Source organism: Streptomyces spiralis, from assembly GCF_014654675.1.
In the GTDB taxonomy this organism is placed as follows: Bacteria; Actinomycetota; Actinomycetes; order Streptomycetales; family Streptomycetaceae; genus Streptomyces; species Streptomyces spiralis.
This window is the reverse complement of sequence record NZ_BNBC01000027.1, coordinates 1-18,349: the sequence shown is the minus strand read 5'-3', so window position 1 is coordinate 18,349 and position 18,349 is coordinate 1. Positions and strand designations below refer to the sequence as shown.

At 70.3% G+C, this 18,349-nt stretch carries 16 protein-coding genes; 10 read left to right on the top strand and 6 right to left on the bottom strand.

From position 1 onward, the window contains the following. Window positions 1-4 precede the first annotated feature (4 nt). The 4 genes from IE318_RS25595 (at window position 5) to IE318_RS25580 (ending at window position 4,310) form a co-directional block, all read left to right on the top strand. Window positions 5-1,627: an amidohydrolase gene (locus IE318_RS25595; protein ID WP_189904039.1), complete on the top strand. Its 1,623-nt coding sequence runs from the start codon at window positions 5-7 to the stop codon at window positions 1,625-1,627. Between the two features lie 133 nt (window positions 1,628-1,760). Then, on the top strand, window positions 1,761-2,117 hold the full coding sequence (locus IE318_RS25590; protein WP_030176577.1) for a PRC-barrel domain-containing protein: 357 nt from the start codon (window positions 1,761-1,763) through the stop codon (window positions 2,115-2,117). A 53-nt stretch (window positions 2,118-2,170) separates the two neighbouring features. Then, a complete protein-coding gene (locus IE318_RS25585; protein WP_189904037.1) occupies window positions 2,171-3,697 on the top strand; it encodes an MFS transporter in 1,527 nt (508 codons plus the stop codon). Window positions 3,698-3,821: 124 nt separating this feature from the next. Beyond that, complete coding sequence (locus IE318_RS25580) at window positions 3,822-4,310, top strand: hypothetical protein (RefSeq protein ID WP_189904035.1); 489 nt, start codon at window positions 3,822-3,824, stop codon at window positions 4,308-4,310. Between the two features lie 69 nt (window positions 4,311-4,379). Here the strand turns inward: IE318_RS25580 and IE318_RS25575 are convergent, their stop codons facing one another. Next, a complete protein-coding gene (locus IE318_RS25575) occupies window positions 4,380-4,889 on the bottom strand; it encodes a hypothetical protein (protein WP_189904033.1) in 510 nt (169 codons plus the stop codon). Window positions 4,890-5,158: 269 nt separating this feature from the next. On the opposite strand from IE318_RS25575, the gene IE318_RS25570 reads away from it, so the two are divergent. Beyond that, the gene (locus IE318_RS25570) at window positions 5,159-7,417 is read left to right on the top strand and encodes a hypothetical protein (RefSeq protein ID WP_189904031.1); all 2,259 of its coding nucleotides are present in this window, start codon (window positions 5,159-5,161) and stop codon (window positions 7,415-7,417) included. A 72-nt stretch (window positions 7,418-7,489) separates the two neighbouring features. Here the strand turns inward: IE318_RS25570 and IE318_RS25565 are convergent, their stop codons facing one another. Continuing rightward, window positions 7,490-8,086: a thioredoxin domain-containing protein gene (locus IE318_RS25565; RefSeq protein ID WP_189904029.1), complete on the bottom strand. Its 597-nt coding sequence runs from the start codon at window positions 8,084-8,086 to the stop codon at window positions 7,490-7,492. A 94-nt stretch (window positions 8,087-8,180) separates the two neighbouring features. On the opposite strand from IE318_RS25565, the gene IE318_RS25560 reads away from it, so the two are divergent. Continuing rightward, a complete protein-coding gene (locus tag IE318_RS25560) occupies window positions 8,181-9,110 on the top strand; it encodes a LysR family transcriptional regulator (RefSeq protein ID WP_189904027.1) in 930 nt (309 codons plus the stop codon). On the opposite strand, the gene fdhD is transcribed toward IE318_RS25560, so the two are convergent. The 3 genes from fdhD to IE318_RS25545 all read right to left on the bottom strand — a co-directional run bounded on the left by fdhD (window position 9,064) and on the right by IE318_RS25545 (window position 13,228). Continuing rightward, window positions 9,064-10,017 (bottom strand): formate dehydrogenase accessory sulfurtransferase FdhD, encoded by a 954-nt coding sequence (gene fdhD, locus IE318_RS25555; protein WP_189904025.1) that lies wholly within the window; start codon window positions 10,015-10,017, stop codon window positions 9,064-9,066. The two genes, IE318_RS25560 and fdhD, sit on opposite strands and share 47 nt — an antisense overlap. Beyond that, on the bottom strand, window positions 10,005-12,374 hold the full coding sequence (locus tag IE318_RS25550) for an FdhF/YdeP family oxidoreductase (protein ID WP_189904023.1): 2,370 nt from the start codon (window positions 12,372-12,374) through the stop codon (window positions 10,005-10,007). The genes fdhD and IE318_RS25550 overlap by 13 nt, the downstream gene beginning before the upstream one ends. Window positions 12,375-12,601: 227 nt before the next feature. Next, entirely contained in the window at window positions 12,602-13,228 is a 627-nt protein-coding gene (locus IE318_RS25545) for a DUF1345 domain-containing protein (protein WP_030176553.1), read from the bottom strand. Window positions 13,229-13,403: 175 nt separating this feature from the next. Between IE318_RS25545 and IE318_RS25540 the strand changes: the two genes are divergently transcribed. Beyond that, complete coding sequence (locus tag IE318_RS25540; RefSeq protein WP_189904020.1) at window positions 13,404-15,179, top strand: FUSC family protein; 1,776 nt, start codon at window positions 13,404-13,406, stop codon at window positions 15,177-15,179. 67 nt (window positions 15,180-15,246) lie between these two features. Here IE318_RS25540 and IE318_RS25535 read toward each other — a convergent pair whose 3' ends face one another. Beyond that, the gene (locus tag IE318_RS25535) at window positions 15,247-15,624 is read right to left on the bottom strand and encodes a DUF488 domain-containing protein (RefSeq protein WP_189904019.1); all 378 of its coding nucleotides are present in this window, start codon (window positions 15,622-15,624) and stop codon (window positions 15,247-15,249) included. 192 nt (window positions 15,625-15,816) lie between these two features. Here IE318_RS25535 and IE318_RS25530 point away from each other — a divergent pair, with 192 nt between their 5' ends. The 3 genes from IE318_RS25530 to IE318_RS25520 form a co-directional block, all read left to right on the top strand. Continuing rightward, on the top strand, window positions 15,817-16,026 hold the full coding sequence (locus IE318_RS25530) for a hypervirulence associated TUDOR domain-containing protein (protein WP_189904017.1): 210 nt from the start codon (window positions 15,817-15,819) through the stop codon (window positions 16,024-16,026). A gap of 319 nt (window positions 16,027-16,345) precedes the next feature. Continuing rightward, window positions 16,346-17,362: a cation diffusion facilitator family transporter gene (locus tag IE318_RS25525; protein WP_189904014.1), complete on the top strand. Its 1,017-nt coding sequence runs from the start codon at window positions 16,346-16,348 to the stop codon at window positions 17,360-17,362. A 333-nt stretch (window positions 17,363-17,695) separates the two neighbouring features. Continuing rightward, window positions 17,696-18,349 (top strand): Clp protease N-terminal domain-containing protein (locus IE318_RS25520; protein WP_189904012.1); only part of this gene is annotated, 654 nt, incomplete at its 3' end.

The following is an 18,349-nucleotide window of genomic DNA, read 5'->3' as shown; positions in this document are numbered from 1 at the left end:
CCACGTGCCCGCCGACCTCGTCCTGCTCTCCGCCCGGCTGCTCGATCCCGTCACGGGCGAGCTGCTCCCGCACTCCGCGCTCGCGGCGGACGGCGGCCGGATCACCCACCTCGGCGACGACCGCGAGACCCGCGCGCTGGCCGGGCAGGCCACCACCGTGATCGACCTCAAGGGCGCCGTGGTCACCCCGGGCTTCGTCGACGGGCACCTGCACCCGGTCTCCGGCGCCGAGCGCACCACGGGCGTCGACCTGTCCGCCTGCGCCGACCTGACGGCCGTCCGCGAAGCCCTCGCCCGCGAGGCCTCCCGCCTGGCGCCGGGTGCGTGGCTGCGCGGCTGGGGACTGGACCCCAACGTCTTCGGCGACGCGCCCGTCGGCGCCGCCGCACTGGAACCCGTCCTCAACGGCATCCCGGCCGCCATCGACCTGTTCGACGCGCACTCCATGCTGGCCAGCGCCCGCGCCCTGGAGCTGGCCGGCATCGACGGACCCCGCCGCTTCGAGCAGGCCGCCGAGATCGTCTGCGACGCCGACGGCCGGCCCACCGGCCTGCTCCTGGAGGACGCCGCGTGCGGGCTCGTGGACGCGGTGGCGCCCAGGCCGACCGCCGCCGAGCTGCGCGAGCGCACCGCCGCCGTGCTGCGCGGCATGGCCGCCGCGGGCCTCACCGGTGGCCATGCCATGGACGCCAACGGCGACAGCCTGGCCGTGTACGAGGCGCTGGAGGCCTCCGGCGATCTCCCGCTGCGCTTCCGCATCGCCCCCTGGTGCCAGCCGGGCGCCGACGCGGACGCGGTGGACGGGCTGATCCGGCTCCAGGGCACCGGAGGCCGCCTGTGGCGGGTCGCCGGCGTGAAGATGTTCATGGACGGCACCATCGACAACGGCACGGCCTGGCTGGAGCGCCCCGACTGCCACGGGGAGTCCACGCACGCCTTCTGGCCCGACCCGCACGAGTACACCCGGGTGGTGGACGAGCTGCACCGCGCCGGGGTGCCCACCGCCACCCACGCCATCGGCGACGCGGCGGTCCGTCATGTCCTCGACTCCGTCGAGAAGGCCCTCGCCCACGGCGACACCGGGGTGCGGCACCGCGTGGAGCACATCGAGACCGTCCCGGACGACACCGTGCACCGCTTCGCGCGGCTCGGGGTCGTCGCGTCCATGCAGCCCACGCACTGCTGCGAGTTCACCCGCGCCGACCACACCGACAACTGGTCGCGCCGCCTGGGCGAGGAGCGGGCCTCGCGCGCATGGCGCTGCCGGGACCTGTGGGAGGCCGGCGCACGGGTCGTCCTGGGCTCCGACTGGCCGATCGCCCCCTATCCGCCGCTCGCCGTCATGGCCGGCGGCCGCCACCGGCGTCCGAGCCGAGACCTCACCCGGCCCCCGCACGGCGCCGAGCAGGCCCTCACCCCGCTGCGGGCGCTCCAGGCCGTCACCGTCAACCCGGCGTGGGCGGCCGGCGAGGAGCACGAGGCCGGCCGGCTCGCCGTCGGCCACCGCGCCGACCTCACCGTCCTCGCCGACAACCCCCTCACCGTCGCCGACACCGACCTGGCCGGGCTGCCCGTGCTGCTCACCGTCCTGGCCGGGCGCCCCACCCACCGGGACGCGGCCTTGTGACCCGTCCGGACGCACCCCGCGGCCGGACCACGATGAAGTCGGGCATCCGGGGAACAAGAGAAGGAGTCCACCCCGGAATCCGAGATTCCCGTGATCCAGGAGCCCCGGAGCACCTTCCCCCTGGAGGTCAGTGATGTTCGAGGCCGGCGACATCCGTGAATGGCGCGGACACGACGTCGTCGATGCGGACGGCGGCAAGATCGGCACACTGGAGTCCGTCTACGTCGACACCACGACCGACGAGCCCTTCTTCGCGACGGTCACGGTGGGCGTGCCGACCCGGCGGCGCCTGGCGTTCGTCCCGCTCATCGGCGCGACCGTCGGCCCGGGCTATGTGAAGGTCGCCTACACCAAGAAGGTGGTGAAGCAGGCACCGTCGATCGACACCGACGGCGTCCTGCCCGCCACGGAGGAACCCTCCGTCTTCGGCCACTACGAACTGGCCTACAACCCCGGTGCCGGCGGCGAGCGGCGCCTCGCCCGCCGCTGAGCGGGCGAGGACCACCGTCGGGGTCGGAGGACGAACAGGCAAGGCGGCACGGTGTGGATGTGACCCCAGAGGGTCAGGGCGGCCCGTCCGGCGCGGAAGGGCCGCGGAACACCGTCGCGCACCTGCCCCATCAGGTCCGTGAGGAGCTGACCCGCAAGCTGCGCCGGAGCAGGCGCGCCCTGCGCGAGGAGGACGTCCGGATCGTGGAGCCGCCGCTGCTCAGGCGCGCGGTCGGGGCCTCCGCCCTCGGAAACTGCATGGAGTGGTTCGACTTCGGCGTCTACAGCTACCTCGCCGCCACCATCGGCAAGGTCTTCTTCCCCGGCGCCTCACCGGGCGCCCAGGTGATCTCCTCCTTCGCGACCTTCGCCGCGGCGTTCGTGGTGCGGCCGCTGGGCGGTCTGGTGTTCGGGCCCCTCGGCGACCGCCTGGGCCGGCAGAAGGTCCTCGCCACCACCATGATCATGATGGCGATCGGCACGTTCGCCATCGGTGTGATCCCCGGTTACTCGACCATCGGCATCGCCGCGCCGGTGCTCCTGCTGCTGGCCCGTATGGTCCAGGGCTTCTCCACCGGCGGCGAGTACGGCGGCGCGACCACCTTCGTGGCCGAGTACTCCCCCGACCGGCGCCGCGGCTTCCTCTCCAGCTGGCTGGACTTCGGCACCTTCGTCGGTTACGCGCTGGGCTCCGCCCTGGTCACCCTGCTGAACTTCGCCCTGACCGACGACCAGATGATCGCCTGGGGCTGGCGCGTCCCGTTCCTGATCGCCGGGCCCCTGGGTGCCATCGGCCTGTACATGCGGCTGAAGCTGGAGGAGTCGCCCGCCTTCCAGCAGCAGCTGGACGAGCACGAGAAGGGCCTCGCCCAGAAGTCGGCGGGCAGCGAGTTCAGGACCATCGTCAAGAACCACTGGGAGGCCCTGCTCGTCTGCATGGGCATCGTGCTGCTCTACAACGTCACCAACTACATGGTGACCGGCTATCTGCCCACCTACCAGACGGAGACCCTCCACCGCTCCAGCGGCTCCGCGGACCTCCTGGTGCTGCTGGGCATGGTCTGGATCGTGCTGCTGATCACCTTCATCGGCCGGCTCAGCGACCACGTGGGCCGCCGTCCCGTCTATGCCGTGGCGGCCGCCGCGATGATCGTCCTCTCCGTCCCCGCCTTCCTGCTGATCAGGATGCACGGCACCTGGCCGCCCGTCTTCGGCGTGCTGATCCTGTCCACGCTGCTGGCCTGCTTCGCCGCGCCCAGCGCCGCGACCCTGCCCGCGCTCTTCCCGACCGCCGTCCGCTACGCCGCGATGGGCATCGGCTTCAACTTCGCCGTCGCCGCGTTCGGCGGCACCACCCCGCTGGTCACCGCGGCCCTGGTCAACGGCACCGGTGACGACCTGATGCCCGCCTACTACCTGATGCTGGCCGGCGCCATCGGCCTGCTGACCGTGAAGTTCCTGCCCGAGAGCGCCCAGGTGCCGCTCAACGGCTCCCAGCCGATGGTGGGCTCCGAGCAGGAACAGCGCGAGCTGATCACCACCTCCGAGGCCCTCTACCGCGCCACCCGGAAAGCGGCCTGACCGGGCGCCCGACGGGGCGCGGGGCGCACGCGTCATTCGGCGATGCCACGGGCGAGAAGGGCCGTATGATCCGGTCGAATGTGCCGACATCCCGGGGGGATCCACGGAACGCAGCAGCCGTGCCGTGCAGTTGAGGCGCGCGACCTGGTGGTGCCGGACAACCGGCACGGCGGCACTGGTGAGTTGCGCCGTCACCACACTGGAACTGCTCTTCCCGGTCCCGGAATGCGCAGTCCTGCGCGACAGGGCGGTGGGCCGGGCGGCCCTGACAGCGCTGCTGACGCTCCTGTGGTGGGTCGGCGCGTCGCTCGCCCCGCCTCTGACCGGCCCTCCGGTGCCGGCCGGCTCCGGCCCGGCCCCCGTCCCCGCCCGGCTGCCGCGGCGCCGCTCGACGCGGGTGACGCTGTTGCCCTTGCTGTTCCTGGTCGTGCTCCCGCTCGTCGTGGTCCGGACGATCGGTGCCCACGCCGGCCCGCTCGAACCGGCCATGACGGCGTTCACCGTTCTCGCCGCGGCCGTCTCACTGGTCCTGCTGCGACTCTGGCTCGGCGGCCTGACCGGTGGAGGAGCGTCGGCGTCCGTCCGGGCCCAGCGCGAACGACCGAATCCCTGACTCCGGGTCTGTCCTCGCCACCCACGTTCACTTTCCGGGCAGGCTCTTCGCGACGGCGGTTCCCCGGGCTCAGGAGCGGTCCGAGGGCGGTACGTGGATCAACGTGTCCTCGACCAGGTCCCCCTGGTCCGGGAGCATGAATCCGCACAGCCGTTCCACCGGTGTGTACACGGGACGGCCGTCCTCCTCGATGCCGTCCTCGTCGGGGAACTCCTCCAACCGCTCGAACGGCTGGATGACGAACGGGCGGACGGGCGGGTCGACCGTGAGCGAGTCCGGGTGCCACTGCCACACCGACCCGTAGTGCCGGTTGTGGACCTCCCCCAGATACCAGGAGGCGACCTGCAGAAAGTCGCTGTCCTTGTCGGCGTCCGCCCGCGCACAGCTGCCGTCGTAGACGTCCCGCACCAGTTCCTGGAGGCGCCCGATGGACGCCAGGCCGAAGTCCCAGCCTCCACCGTGCCGTTCGTTCCAGGCCGGGAACCTCTTCCGCATCGACTCCAGCCAGTCGTTCAGCTGCGGATTGTCCGCCCGCAGCCGGTCCAGCTCCCGCAGGTTCTCGTACTCCTCTTCGGTCATGGCAACCGACCGTAGCGCCCGCCGGGCGGCCGCTCTTGTAAAAGTCCTGCGAAAGAACCGAGTTGACCGTGTACGCGTCGAACGTGTCGGCGATTTCCGCACACAGGAACTTCTAAGGTTGGGGTTGCTCTGCGGCGCCACACACTGCACGGGGGCCCCTGACGCCACAGAGCTCTGCTCTGCTGGGCCCCCAGGGGGACACACGCATCGTGACATTATCGACCAGAACAGGGCGACTGCGCGCTCTGGGCCGCTCTTCGCTGACTCTGATGTGCGTATCGGTCATGGCCGTCACCGGCCTGACCGGGCTGACGTCCGCGCAGGCCGCTCCGGCGCCCAAGCCGCTGGACCCGGGCAAGCGCTGCGACGAGATGTACGGCCTGCCCAGCACCACGAGTCCGACCGTCGGCCTGCCGGAGTTCGACGCCTCCCGCGCCAAGTCCCAGTGGGACACCTACGAGTACGTCAACCCGGCCAAGCAGTGGGACGGCCTCCAGGGCCCGTCCCAGGAGGACATCGACCGGCTGGACAAGCTGGCGAAGCAGCCTCCGAAGTCCAAGCCCGTCGACCGGATCTGGTGGTCCTGGCTCCAGGCCAGGAAGAAGAACCCCACCGCGTGGGCGGACTTCACCGACTGGCGTGACGCCAAGTACATCACCAACTCCGGCAACTACCCCCGCGGTTACGCCTTCGAGCGCAAGGTGATCAAGGATCACGGCCTGGTCGGACCGGACTGGATCTGCCAGAAGGAGGTCGAGTTCAAGGACCCCGACACCGGCAAGACCTACCGGCGCAAGCTCGACGCCTACAACAAGAGCACGAAGCAGATCCTGGAGATCAAGTCCAACGGCTCCCCCGAGCGGGAGCAGATACCCAAGGACCGGGCCTGGGCCAAGGACCCCGCCTGGAAGGACTCCCGGATGAAGTACGTCTTCGCCGAGGAGCAGAAGAGCGACGCGAAGAACTTCCTGAGGGAACTGAGGCAGACCGCCGGCGGAAACCGGGTCACCGAGTACAACTACCGCTCCGACCGCGTGGAACTCGCCCCGAAGGGCGGTCAGCGCGCCACGAGCAACCTGTTGCAGCCACCCGGCCAGTCAGGTACCAGCCGGGGCGGCGCCACCGACCTGATCCGCCAGTCCCGGCCCACTCCGGCGGACATGGCGCGACAGCTGGAGCGCACGCGGATGGCCAACCCGGGCGGCCTTCCCCGCGGCCCCGGTGGCGTGGACTTCTCCACGCTGGACCTGAAGTACATCGGCAAGCCGGTCAAGGGCAAGGGCGTCGACTTCGCGTTCGACGCGAAGGAGGACCCCAGCGAGCGGTCCGGCTGGGGCGGCAAGGCGAAGGCCCAGCTCATCTCCGACGCGTTCTTCACCTGGCTCGCCCTGACCCCCGACAAGTTCTGGGTCAACCTCAACCCGGACGAGCCCGACCGCATCATGGACGCCAGGTTCGGCAAGACCGACGCCGGACGTGTGCTGCTGGAGGCCGACCTCCGGATGAAGCACGACTTCTACAAGGCCATGGACCCCAAGACCGACCTGGGCAAGCGGTACTGGGCGGCCCTGCCCAAGCAGAACGGCCGCCCGTGCATGCCCGGCCTGCGCAACTGGATCGAGCCGAAGACCGCGCAGGTCCGCGAGCAGGACGGCGGCATCTACATCCTGGACACCCCGCTGCGCCTGAAGTCGACGGCACAGACCACGCGCACCCCGGGCCCCGGCGAACCGATCTGCACCCCGAACGAGGCGGAGACCAGGGCGGCCCAGCGCGTCATCGACCGCATGATCGTGCCCGCGGTAGAGAAGACCATCAACACCGCTCCCCAGTACGCGGATCTGCGGCGCGTCTACACCGCCCGTGTCGCGGCGGAGTACATCCGCCAGCAGGACGCCAAGGCGCCCACCGACTACCACAAGATCATCAACAGTGGTGACGTCTCCCGCTGGCCGCTGCGCGCCCCCAACCAGAACTGGACCCGCGAGGCCCTGTTCCAGAAGTACCGCTACATCTACACGCACGGCGAGTTCCAGTACGACGTCCCCGCCAACGGCACCACGCAGATCTACATCGTGGGCGGCGTCGACATGAGCAAGCAGCCCAAGCAGAACGTCAGCAAGGCCCGCTTCACCGTCGAGCACCGCTATCTGCCGCGGCAGACGCAGACCGGCGTGCGGACCCTCACCGACGACACCGACGCGAAGGGACAGCTGCTCCTCGGCGGCAACACCGCCGCCGACGACACCGGCAGCGGCGGCGGGCAGCCGACGCCCACCCCGACGCAGACGACCGGGCCGACCCCCTCCCCGACCCACAGCCAGGGCGGCGGCAGCACCCCCAGTCCGGCACCCACGGCCAGTGCGCCCGTCTCCCCGGCCCCGGCACCCGGCGAGCCCGGCGGGGACCTCGCCCACACCGGCAACGACGCCCCGATCGGCCTGATCAGCGGCATCGCCGCGGCACTCGCCGTGGCCGGTGGAGCCCTCCTGTGGTGGATGCGGCGCCGAAGGACCGCCCGGGAGTAGTTCCTCCGTCGTAGGAACACCGCCCCGGGGGCCCGTACACAGCCGGTGTACGGGCCCCCTAGTGTGGCCGTGTCACCGCGTCCGAAGCTGGGCCAGGAACTCCTCGGGGCTGATCGCCGGGCCGTCGTCGACGTTCTTCACCACGGGAATCACTTCGCCGTCGCGCCAGACGACCGGAGTCCCCACCACGCCGAAGGACGGGAAGTTCCCGACTGTTTCTCCGGCCCACTCCATGTAGGTGTCGCCCGTGACGTCGCGGTCGAATTCCGGGGATCTCAGCCCTGCGACTTCGCCGGCCAGCGACAGCAGCACGGACGGGTCGGCGAACTTGTCCTCGCCGGGCGGGAACGGCTGATGAGCGAAAAGCACACCGAGATAGTCGATGAATTGCCGCTGCCCGACGTCGGAGGCCGCGCCGAGCGCGCTCAGACCCCGCTGCGAGCCGGCACCGCCGACCGTGTCGTCGAGCAGTGCGGCGAAATGGAATTTCACGACGTACTTTCCCTCGTCGGCGACCTGGCGGAAGACGCCGAGCAGGCTGTCGGCCATGCGATGGCTCGCCCGGTCGCGCAATTCGAGGAACACCTGAAGCGTGTGACGGGTGTCCGGATTTCCGTAATAGAGCGTGGTGCCGTTGGTATCCGTGGTGTTTTTCGGAATCCTGGTCATATCCTCAGCCTCGCACAGACGACTTGGTCGAGCGCGGTGAACGCGGGCCCGTCGGCGACTGGCATTCCGGTGCGTCGTCGGGTAGACCCTTGGCGTGCTGTTTCGTCAACTCGAGTACCTCGTGTCCCTGTCCCGGGAACGCCACTTCGCGCGTGCGGCGCAAGCCTGCTACGTCTCACAGCCGGCGCTGTCGGAGGCCATCCGGAAGCTGGAGGAGGAACTGGACGTTCCATTGGTCCGGCGCGGCCGGAAGTACGAGGGCCTCACGCCCGAGGGCGAGCGCATCGTGGTGTGGGCACAGCGGATCCTGGCCGACCGTGACGCCCTCAAGGACGAGGTGGGCGCCCTGCGCACCGGGCTGAGCGGCACCCTGCGCATCGGCGTGATTCCGACCGCGACCGGTGCGGTCTCGCTGCTGACCAGCCCGTTCTGCGTGGCGCATCCGCTGGTCGGTGTGGAGGTCATGGCGGACCTCCAACACGAGGACATTCTCCGGCAGGTGCAGAACTTCGAGTTCGACGCCGGTATCACCTACCTCCACAAGGATCTGCCGGAGGGTTTCCGGACGACGCCGCTGTACCAGGAGCGGTATGTGCTGCTGACCACCGCCGCCGACGGTATGGGCCATCGGACGACGGCGACGTGGGCGGAGGCGTCGCTGCTGCCGTTGTGCCTGCTGACGGGGACCATGCAGGGCCGCAGGGTGCTGGACGAGCTGTTCGCCGAGGCCGGCGTGCGGCCTTCGCCCCGAGTGGAGACCGACTCGGTGGCCACCTTGTTCGCCCACGTCAGGACCGGGCAGTGGGCGAGCGTCGTGCCGCACGCCTGGCTGCATGTCTTCGGAGTGCCGCCCGGCATGCGGGCGGTACCCCTGGTGGAGCCCGCCCGGACGGTGCAGGTCGGCCTCGTGACCACCGCCCGGGAGCCGGGTTCGGTCATGGCCCGGGCCCTGACCGGCATCGCCCGCCGCGCCGACATCACCGCCGCGCTGGACCGCCTGTCGGAAGCGTGGGCCTCTGACTGACCGCACTCCCGTCCCCTTCCCTGTGTCCTTCTTCCCCCCGTGCTTCTTCCCCCGGTCGTTCTTCCTTCGGTCGGCCGACGAGGTCGTGTCGCAGGCGCTCGGCTCCCGTGTAGACGTTCATCGAGGTCCCGCGCAGGAAACCGACCAGGGTCAGCCCGCTCTCCGCGGCCAGGTCCACGGCCAGCGAGGACGGGGCGGAGACGGCCGCGAGCATCGGGACACCCGCCATGACGGCCTTCTGCACCAGTTCGAACGAGGCCCGGCCGCTCACCATCAGCACCGTTTCGCGCAGCGGCAGCAGCCCGGACCGCAGGGCCTGTCCCACCACCTTGTCCACGGCGTTGTGCCGGCCCACGTCCTCGCGCAGGCACAGCAGTTCGCCGTCGGCCGTGAACAGGCCCGCGGCGTGCAGGCCCCCGGTGCTGTCGAACACCCGCTGTGCCGCCCGCAGCCGGTCGGGCAGGAACGACAGCAGCTCCGGTGTCACGCGCAGCGCGTCCTCGGCCACCGACCATGCCGCCGAGGTGCGCACCGCGTCCAGGCTCGCCTTTCCGCACAGCCCGCACGAGGACGTGGTGTAGAAGTTCCGCTCCAGCGAGGCGTCCGGTGCCGGCACGCCGGGGGCCAGGGCGACGTCCACCACGTTGTAGGTGTTGCCGCCGTCCGCCGTGGCGCCGGCGCAGTAGCGGATCGCGGTGACGTCCTCGGCGGCGTGCACGACGCCCTCGCTCATCAGGAACCCGGCGGCCAGGTCGAAGTCGTCGCCCGGGGTGCGCATGGTCACGGTGAGCGGCCGTCCGCCGACCCGGATCTCCAGGGGTTCCTCGGCGGCCAGGTTGTCCGGCCGGTACGAGGGCACACCGTCCCGTATGCGCAGCACCCTGCGCCGCGCGGTCACTCGGCCCATGATCCCCGCCCGCTTCCGGCGGTCACGCTCTCCTGGCCCAGCTGGTCCGGTTGCGCCTGCTTGTCCGCGCCGCGCGCGGCGGTGGGCTCCAGGCGTACCACGACGGCCTTCGAGGTGGGCGTGTTGCTGATGTCGGCGACGCTGTCCAGCGGTACCAGGACGTTGGTCTCGGGGTAGTAGGACGCGGCGGAGCCCCGGGATGCCGGGTAGGCGACGGCGGTGAAGTCCTCCGCGCGGCGCTCGGTCCCGTCGTGCCAGACGCTCACCAGGTCGACCTGGTCCCGATCGGCGAGGCCGAGGGCGGTGAGGTCGTCCGGGTTGACGAGGACGACGCGGCGGGCGTTGTGGATACCGCGGTAGCGGTCGTTCATGGCGTACGGAACGGTGTTCCACTGGTCGTGGGAGCGCAGGGTCTGCAGCAGCAGATGCCCCGCGGGCACGTGCGGCATGGTGAACTCGTTGCGGGTGAAGACCGCCTTGCCGCTCGGTGTGCGGAAGACCCCGCGGTTGACGGGGTTGGGCAGGTTGAAGCCTCCCGGCTCGGCGACGCAGGCGTTGAAGTCCTCGAAGCCCGGCACGACACGGGCGATCCGGTCCCGGATGGTGCCGTAGTCGGACTCGAACTCCTCCCAGGGGATGGCCGGCTCGTCCCCCAGGGTGCTGCGGGCCAGGCGGCTGATGATCGCGACCTCGCTGAGCAGGTGCGGGGAGGCCGGCCTCAGGCGTCCGCGGGAGGCGTGGACCTGGCTCATCGAGTCCTCGACGGTGACGAACTGCTCACCGGTGGCCTGGACGTCCCGGTCGCTGCGGCCCAGCGTCGGGAGGATGAGGGCAATATCACCGCAGACCGTGTGCGAGCGGTTGAGCTTGGTGGAGATGTGGGCGGTGAGCCGGCACCGTCGCATCGCCTCCTCGGTGACCAGGCTGTCGGGTGTCGCGCGGACGAAGTTGCCGGCGACGCCGAGGAACACCCGGGCGCGGCCGTCGCGCATGGCCCGGATGGCGTTCACCGAGTCCAGGCCGTGCCGGGTGGGCGCGGTGAAGGCGAACTCGCGGCCGAGGGCGTCCAGGAAGGACTGGGGCATCTGCTCCCACACGCCCATGGTCCGGTCGCCCTGGACGTTGCTGTGGCCGCGCACCGGGCACACACCCGCGCCGGGCCGGCCGATGTTGCCGCGCAGCAGCAGGAAGTTGACGACTTCCCGGATGGTGGGAACGCCGTGCTTGTGCTGGGTCAGCCCCATCGCCCAGCACACGATGACCTTCCCGCTGTTCAGGACCCGCTGGTGGACCTGCTCGATCTCCTCGCGGGTGAGCCCGGTCGCGGTGAGGACGTCGTCCCAGGAGACCGCCCGCGCGTGCGCGGCGAAGTCGGCGAAACCGGTGGTGCGGTCGTCGATGAAGTCCTGGTCGAGCACGGTGCCGGGCGCCGCGTCCTCGGCCTCCAGCAGCAGGCGGTTGAGCGCCTGGAACAGGGCGAGGTCGCCGCCGGGCCGGATGTGCAGGAACTGGTCGGCGATCTGCGTGCCGCGGCCGATCACCCCGCTGGGCTTCTGCGGGTTCTTGAAACGGATCAGGCCGGCTTCCGGCAGCGGGTTCACCGCCACGATCCGGCCGCCGTTGCGCTTGGTCTGCTCCAGGGCGGAGAGCATGCGCGGATGGTTGGTGCCGGGGTTCTGCCCCACGACGAAGATCAGGTCCGCGTGGTGGATGTCGTCCAGCGAGACGCTGCCCTTGCCGATGCCCAGCGTCTCCTGCAGCGCGAATCCACTGGACTCGTGGCACATGTTGGAGCAGTCCGGCAGGTTGTTGGTGCCGAAGGCACGGGCGAACAGCTGCAGGAGGAAGGCGGCCTCGTTGTTCAGCCGCCCGGAGGTGTAGAAGAGGGCCTGGTCGGGAGAGTCGAGGTCCCTGAGTTCCCGCGCCAGCAGATCGAGTGCCTCGTCCCAGCCGATCGGTTCGTAGTGGGTCGCGCCGGGACGCTTGACCATGGGTTCGGTGAGCCTGCCCTGCTGATTGAGCCAGTAGTCGGACCTGCCGGCCAGCTCGGCGATCGGGTGCTCGCGGAAGAAGTCCGCGGTGACCCGGCGGGTGGTGGCCTCGTCGTTGATGTGCTTGGCGCCGTTCTCGCAGTACTCGTTGCGGTGCCGTCGGCCCGGCCCGGGCTCCGGCCAGGCGCAGCCGGGGCAGTCGATCCCCTTGACCTGGTTGATGTTCAGCAGTGTCAGGGCGGTCCGCCGCACCGAGGTCTGCTCCAGGGAGTACTCCAGCGCGTGGGCCACCGCCGGTACACCCGCGGCCCAGCGCTTGGGCGGGGTGACGGACAGGTCGTCGCTCGGGTCCTCGATGCCGCTCATCGTCCGCTGTGCCTCTTCCCGTCGTATTGTCCGTGAACATTCACTCAGGCTGCGAGGGCAAGCCTCCGCCCCGTCACGGCAGACAGTCAAAGAGGGATTTTCGATGAGCTGATCGGCGCCGTTTATCACTCCTCTGGGGGCCGGTTCGCCCGTTGAGATAGCCGCCGTTTATCAGGCGATCGAGGGGCCCTCTTTGACCGCAGCGGAACATCACGCGATGCTGGTGCTCAGCGCGTGAGGATTCCCGCGACGAGATTGATGGCGGTCGCCAGAATGCTCGTGCCGAACACATAGGAGAGAAGACAGTGCCGCAATGCCATGGCACGGATCCCCGAACGTGAAATGTCGGTGTCCGACACCTGGTACGTCATGCCGAGGTTGTAGCTGAAGTAGAAGAAGTCCCGGTACGCGGGTGGGACGTCGGAGTTGAAATCGATCCCGCCCTCGGACGACCGGTAGTAGAGGTACGCGTAGCGGGTGGCATACATCAGGTGCAGTGCCGACCAGGCCATGAAGACGCCGCAGAGCGCCGTCGCGGCATGAACGGGGTCCGAGTTGCTGAGCAGTAGCACCGCGATGCCGAGCAGTCCGCAGCAGGCCGCCGCGATCACGACGAGTTCCTCGGCCACGGGCCGCAGGTCCTCGCGTCCGGCATGGCGGTGTGTCTCGGCCGCGTCCATCGGCCACAGCACGATCCAGCCCGACACCACGAAGAAGGTTTCCGTCGCGGCGATGCCCGCCAGGACGCCCATCGGGATGTCGGTCGGCAGGGCGACGACTGCGCCGATCACCGCGCCCGCGATCACCGCGCAAACAAGCCGCGGAATTACGGAGAGCGGCAAGCAGGTGCTCATGCGCCACCACACTAGCGGCATTCCCGCCGCCCGGCGCGGACCCCCGCACCCGTCCGGAGCATTGATCCCTCACATCGGATCCTGTGCGTCGATCCCGTAAAAGTGCCGGTCCCGCAAGAGCATTGATCCCGAAAACACTGATCCCCAAAAGCAGGGCAGAGGACACACACCGACGATGCCGTTTTCGCGCAGGCGCTTTCCCGCCGTGATCAGGGGTGGCCGGCCGCGCCCGCTCTCCGGGGTGGGCCGGGTGCTCTCCCCACGCGGTGCACTGGCCGTGCACCAGGTGGACGGGGCCTTTCTCTTCGCACTGCGCGCGGCACTGGCCATGGCACTGGTGGCCCTGCCGATCGTCCTGGCGGGGCGGCCCGATCTGGCGGTGTACGCCATGCTGGGCTCGTTCACCACCACGTTCGGGCGGAATCTGCCCTACCCGCGCCGTGCCCGGGTGCTCGCGCTGGTCGGGGTGGCCATGACGGCGTGCGTGGGCTGCGGTGCGGCCCTGGCGGCGCTGGCCCAGCCACGGGCGGGCGGAGCCGGTGCGGTCGCGGTGGTGCTGGCGACGGCCCTGGTCGCCGGGCTGGCCAAGTTCGCCTGTGACGCCGCCCGGCTGGGCGGGCTGGGCGCGGTGCTGCTCCTCTTCTCCTTCGCGGTGGCCGCGAACAGCTCCACCGCCCTCGCCGACGTCCTGCCGAGAACCGGGCTGGCCGCCGCGGCGTCGGCGGTGGCCTGGGGGCTGGCCTTGGTGGGTCGGCTCGTCCACCCGGACCGGCCCCAGCGTCTCGCCGTCGCCGCGGCGCTGCGCGCGCTCGCGGAACTCCTGGACGCGGTCGGCGCCGGGAAGGCGACGGGACGGAAGCGGCACCGAGCGACGGTGGCCGTCCTCAACGCGTACCACTCCCTCGGCCTCACGCCGCCCGCGGACGTGCGGTGCACCGGCCAGGAGGGGGCCTGCGCGCGTCTGACGGACATGTCCTGGTCCCTGCTGATCGGCTCCGCGCGGCCGTCGCCCGATGATGTCCCCGTGACGCCGGAGCGCCTGCGGCAGCAGGCCCTGCTCCTCGCGGACCGGCGCCACCGGGTCATCCCGCTGCTGCCCGAACTCGCGTCCCGGCCGGCGGCCGCGGCACGTGGCAGGGCCCTCCCCGTGACCGGGCAGGCCGCCGCAGAGGCCGGCACCGACGTCCAGCGCGCCTCCGAACTGATGCTGGGACCGCGCCACCGCGGCCCCGGCCACATCTCGGCCAGGGTCGTTCCGGCGCTGCGGATGACCCTGGGCACGGGAGTGGCCGGCGGGCTGGCCCTTCTGCTGGGCCTCGGGCACGGCTACTGGGCCGCGATCTCGGCGGCCGCCGTGCTGCACTCGGTCAACATCCGGACGACGGCCCAACGTGCCGCCCAGCGGACGCTGGGCACCGTCGTCGGACTGCTGATCGCACTCGGCGTGCTGGCCGCGCACCCTGATCCCACGACCCTCGCGCTGGTGATCGTGCTCCTGGAGTTCCTGCTGGAGTACGCCGTCGTCCGCAACTACGGCCTGGGGGTCGTCTTCGTGACGCCCCTGGCCCTGCTGCTGAGCGACATGGCCGTCCCCGTCCCGGTCGGCGAGCTCGTCCACGACCGCGGGCTCGCCAGCTTCCTGGGGATCGCCGTGGGGCTGATCTGCGCGTTGCTCGTGGTGGACGACCATGCCGCGGTGCGGGTGGAGAGCGCGCTGGCCGCGTGCACCCGGGCGTCGGAACACGCGGAGCGGGCGCTGGCCGGTCCCTGCGGACCGCCGCCCCCGGACATCCAGGTGCGTCTGGCCGAGGCCGTGGTGGAACTGCGTGAGGCCGACGACGCCGCCGCGGGCGAGCTGTGGCCGGCGGGCATCGATCCCGCCGAACTGGCCGCGGCGGAGCAACGCGGCTACCGGCTGCTGGAGCGCCTCCTGCACCATCGGTGGGAATGACCCCTCGGCGGAAACGACCCCATCGGCGGGAATCACCGGACGCACGGGAGCGAGGGGTGGTGTCGCCTCAGCCGGCGCTGTGCGGCTCGGCCTGGTTCAGCCACTGCGCGAGCACAGCGGCCTCGCTGTGGTCCGCGTCCTTGGTGGCGGTCAGGAGCGTGACCTTGTCGTGGGCGGCCAGGTCGCGCAGTTGTTCCACTGCCTGCTGATGCTCGGGATCGTGCAACTCGGCGATGTAGCGGCGGCGGAACTCGTCGAAGTGTTCCACGTCGTGGTGGTACCAGTGGCGCAGGTCGGTCGAGGGTGCGACGTCCTTCAGCCACTCGTCCAGGTCTGCTCTCTCTTTGCTCACGCCACGCGGCCACAGCCGGTCGACGAGCACCCGTTTGCCGTCCTGCGCTGAGGGTTCTTCGTAGATCCTGCGGTAGGTGACGTGTCCGGCCATGACGGCATCCTCCAGTTCGATCGGCCGTCGGCGGTGGACGGCGGCGCCCGGTGGAGCAGATATCACCCGGCTCGCCATTTTATCGCCGGGTGACAGGCACAGCCGGGCGCGGCAGCGGATCGCCGACACTCCGGCCGCGTGCGACCATGAGGAAGCCAGTGTCACGGAGAGTGCGGATCGAAGGGGCCTGGAATGGTGACGCAGTTCCACGTCGGAGATCACGTGCGGTGGAATTCGGAAGCCGGACACCTCGAAGGCGTCATCGTCAAGAAGCACACGCACGACGTGGACTGCAAGGGCTATACGCACCACTGCTCACCGGACGATCCGCAGTACGAGATCAAGAGCGACAGGACCGGCCACATCGCCATGCACAAGGGAAGAGCCTTGACGAAGCTGTAGAAGAAAGCCGTAGGAGAAAGCTGAAGAAAGCCGTGGAGAGCGACGACCGCGCGGTCGGCCTGCGACGAGCAGCGTCTGCGGTGTCGCGGCCTTCATACGCATGCGCAGCCAGTCGAGTTGAGCCGTGGTCCGCACGGCGCAGTCGTCGATGACGCCCAGCAGTTCGTGATCGCGCAAGGCCTGACCCGCCCGGTGCCCGCGGGGTACGGGGTGCGAGGCCCCCAGATGTCGCGGATGCGGTCACTGCTCATGACCATCGTCCTCTCGTAGCGGGTCATGTTGCCTCGTTCGAACAAGGGGGTGGGCATACGCTGCCGATATGAGCGCACGGGATGAACCGGAACGGAGGACAGGTACGGATACCGGTGGTATCGGGCCGGTTCTGGATCCCCGCGTGGGCTCCTTGGGCGGTCCCGGAGCCGGTGGATCCGCCTTCACCGTCGTCGTGGCGGCCGCGGCCAATCTGGGTGTGGCACTCGCCAAGGCCGTCGCCGGCGTCATCAGCGGTTCCAGCGCCATGCTGTCCGAGGCCGGACACTCGATCGCCGACACCATCACCGAAGTGCTCCTGCTGGTGGCCCTCAAACGCGGCAAGAAGCCCCCCGACGAGGACCACCCTCTGGGGCATGGGCCCGAGCGCTACATCTGGGCGCTGCTCGCCTCCGTCGCCACCTTTGTCGGCGGCGGCGTGTTCGCCGTCTACGACGGCATTCACGCCCTGACGCACGGCGAGAGACCCGGCGACCCCCTGATCTCCTACATCGTGCTGGCTGTCGCCTTCGTCCTGGAGGGCCTGTCCCTGCGCACCGGGCTCAAGCAGGCCACCGGGAGAGCCAGGCACTTCCGGGTCCACCTTCTGCGCTACCTTCAGCACACGCCCGACACCGCCGTCAAAGCGGTCGTCATGGAGGATTCGGCGGCCCTCGTCGGTCTGGCGCTGGCCGCGCTCGGTCTGCTCGGCGGTCAGCTCACCGGATCCGGGGTGTGGGACGGTGCCGCCTCCATCCTCATCGGTCTGCTGCTCGTCCTCGTCGCCTTCGTCCTGGGCCGCTCGAACACCGAGCTCCTCATCGGCCGTGCGCTGCCGGCGCCGGTGCGGGACGCCGTACGCCGAGAACTGACGGGCATCCGGCACATCGAGAGCGTCCTGGAGTTGACGACCCTGGTGCAGGGCCCGGGCGAGATCCTCATCGCGGCGAAGGTCGATTTCCGTGGCCTCTCCACCTCCGACGAGATCGAATCGGCCTGCGAGGAGGCGGAGTCCCGCCTCCGCACGCTCTTCCCGGCCGTCAAACGCGTCTACCTGGATCCGACGCCGCCCCGCCACGGCGACTGAGGCCGGACCCGGCCACCCGCCGACCTCGCGGCCACCGGCCGAGACCTTGCCGCCACCCGCTGACCTCGCGCTTCGCCTTCAAGGCCGGAGCGACACCAGAGGTCAGGCCACTGCGCCCCACCGTGCGCGCGCTGCGGCACGTGACGTCTTTTGGATCGCGCGACAACGTCTGTTGTGAGGCGGTCCAGTGTTGCCCCGAGAAGCTGCCGGGGTCGGCGCCCGGGGATAGCTTGGTCTGAGAGACGGCAATTGTTGCGCACCGATCAGTCCTCCGGCGGGAGGCCTGTGCGACAGCTCATGACCACCCGAAATGCGCATGTGGAGTTGGTTCTCATGTCGATGTCGTTCGGCTCAGCCTTCGGTTCGTCGGATCCGTTCGGTGAGCTGTTGAACCGGTTCTTCGGGATGTCGCCCGCGACGTCGCCTCCGGCGGTGCAGCGGGTGCCGATCGGGCGGCTGCTGAGCGAGCCGTCACAGGAGCTGCTCAATCTGGCGGCGCGGCGGGCACTGGAGGACGGTACCTCCGACCTCGACACCGAGCACCTGCTGTGGGCGGCGACCAAGGTCGATCCCTCGCGAAACCTGCTCTCCCAGGCCGGAGTCGACCCGGAGGTGTTCGCGTCGAAGATCGCCGAGGTGCTGCCGAAGGAATCAGGTGAACCGTCCGCCGAACCGGGACTCACCCCGGCCGCCAAGCGCACCCTCGCCGACGCGTACGGCCGGTCGCAGGCGGCCGGTGCCTCCTACATCGGCCCCGAGCACATCCTCGGCGCCCTCCTCGACAGCACCGGCAGCGGAGCCGCCCGTCTGCTCCAGGACTCGGAACTGGACGCGGAGCAGCTGCGAGGCCTCACCGACAGGCCGGCGCGCTCGGACGGTGCCCAGGCGGCCGAGCGGAAGCCGTCGACGACGTTGGACGAGTACGGGCGGGATCTGACGGAGGAGGCGAAGGCGGGCAGGCTCGATCCGGTGGTGGGGCGTGCGGAG